2 protein-coding genes are annotated in these 2,020 nt (G+C 67.7%); both read left to right on the top strand.

The annotated features are described in order from the left end of the window. The first annotated feature begins 20 nt into the window (after positions 1 to 20). Positions 21 to 1,559, top strand: a complete 1,539-nt coding sequence (gene istA, locus ACP69S_RS21985; RefSeq protein ID WP_426000848.1) for an IS21 family transposase — start codon at positions 21 to 23, stop codon at positions 1,557 to 1,559. A gap of 21 nt (positions 1,560 to 1,580) precedes the next feature. Then, positions 1,581 to 2,020 (top strand): ATP-binding protein (locus ACP69S_RS21980; protein WP_426000846.1); only part of this gene is annotated, 440 nt, incomplete at its 3' end.

Here is a 2,020-nt window from a genome sequence, read left to right as displayed (position 1 = left end):
TTTTTGAGCGAGGGAACCCGATGCCGACCGAGAGATTGTCGATGCGCCGCATACGCGACCTACTGAGATTGAAGTTTGAGAACGGGCTGAGCAGCCGGCTGATCGCGACCTCGCTGGGGATCAGCAAGGGGTCGGTTGGCGATTACCTCCAGCGGGTCCAAGTGGCCGGGGTGAGCTGGCCGTTGCCGGATGACATGACCGACACCGCCCTGGAGCGGCTGCTGTTTCCTGGCCAGCCGACGACGACGGCCGTTCCCCGCGCGGAGCCCAGTTGGACCCATGTCGACCAGGAGCTTCGGCGGAAGGGCGTGACCCGGTCGCTGCTCTGGCAGGAGTATCGAGCCGAGCATCCTGATGGCTACGGCTACGCCTGGTTCTGCGAGCGCTACGACATCTGGAAGCGGCGCACGTCGCCGACCATGCGCCAGAGCCACGCCGCCGGGGAGAAGGTGTTCGTCGACTTCGCCGGCGACACCATCGACGTCTTCGATCCGGGGACCGGCGCCGCCCGGCCGATGAAGCTGTTTGTCGCCGCCCTCGGAGCGTCCAGCTACATCTATTCCGAGGCCCGGCCCAGCGAGGGGCTCGCCGACTGGATCGGCTGCCATGTCGGCATGTTCGCCTTCTTCGGCGGCGCGACCGCGATCATCGTCTGCGACAACCTCAAGGCGGCAGTCACTAACCCAGACCGCTACGACCCCGGGATCAACCGCACCTATCAGGACATGGCTCGCCACTACGGCACCACGGTCATTCCGGCCCGCCCCTACAAGCCGCGCGACAAGGCCAAGGTTGAACAGTCGGTACTGCTGGTCGAGCGCTGGGTGCTGGCGCGCCTGCGCGACAGGCGTTTCTTCAGCCTGGTCGAGCTCAACCTGGCGATCACCGACCTGGTCGCCGAGCTCAACGCCCGCGTCATGCGCGCCTATGGCATGAGCCGCGCCGAGCTGTTCGCCACCGTGGACACCCCGGCTCTCAAGCCCTTGCCGGCCGCACCCTACGCCTTCGCCATCTGGAAGCGTTGCCGTGTCGCGCCCGACTATCACGTCGAGATAGACGGCTGCTGGTACTCGGTTCCCTATCGGCTGATCCGCGAGCTGGTCGATGTTCGCATCGCCGAGCGGACGGTGGAGGCCTTCCACAAGGGCGAGCGCGTCGCCAGCCACGCCAAGTCGCCCGGCCGCCGCGGCCACACCACGATCGCCGATCACATGCCCAGCGCCAATCGGCGCCACGCATCCTGGACGCCGGCCCGGATCACGGCCGTAGCCGAGAAGATCGGACCGGCCACCGCCGCCCTGACCCAGGCGATCATGACCGATCGGCCTCATCCAGAGCAGGGCTTCCGCACCTGCCTCGGCATCCTGGCCCTGGAGAAGACCTACGGCCGGGCCCGCCTGGAGGCGGCTTGCCAGCGCGGCGATCTGATCAAGGCCCGCTCCGTCAACTCGATCCGGTCGATCCTCAAGACGGGTCTGGATCGAGCCTTCCTCGACCCCGAGCCTGAGGCCGAGCCCCTGCGCCACGACAATATCCGTGGGCGAACCTACTTCCATTGACCCCCTTCATCAGGAGACACGATGCTCGCACACCCAACCCATGAACGGCTGATCGCCCTGGGCCTGGCCGGCATGGCCAAGGCCTTCGAAGAGCAGCGCGCCGCGCCGGACCTCGCCGCCCTCAGCTTCGAGGAGCGCGTCGGCATCATGGCCGACCGCGAAGCCGCCGAGCGCGACACCAAGCGCATGTCCGCCCGGCTCAAGTTCGCAGCCTTGCGCCAGGACGCCTGCGTAGAGGATATTGACCTGCGCACGCCCCGCGGCCTCGACCGCGCGCTCCTGGCCCGGCTCGTGGCCGGCGACTGGATCGACCGGCGGCAGAACTGCCTGATCACTGGACCAACCGGGATCGGGAAGAGTTGGCTAGGCTGCGCTCTCGGGCACAAGGCCTGCCGCGACGGGCGATCGGTCTTCTATCAGCGCGTGCCGCGGCTGTTCGAAGCCCTGGCCCTCGCCCGTGG

The sequence above is a fragment of the Caulobacter sp. DWR1-3-2b1 genome (genome assembly GCF_049895765.1).
Lineage (GTDB): Bacteria > Pseudomonadota > Alphaproteobacteria > Caulobacterales > Caulobacteraceae > Caulobacter.
Note: the sequence above shows the minus strand (reverse complement) of the source record. Positions and strands in the feature narration are given on the sequence as shown.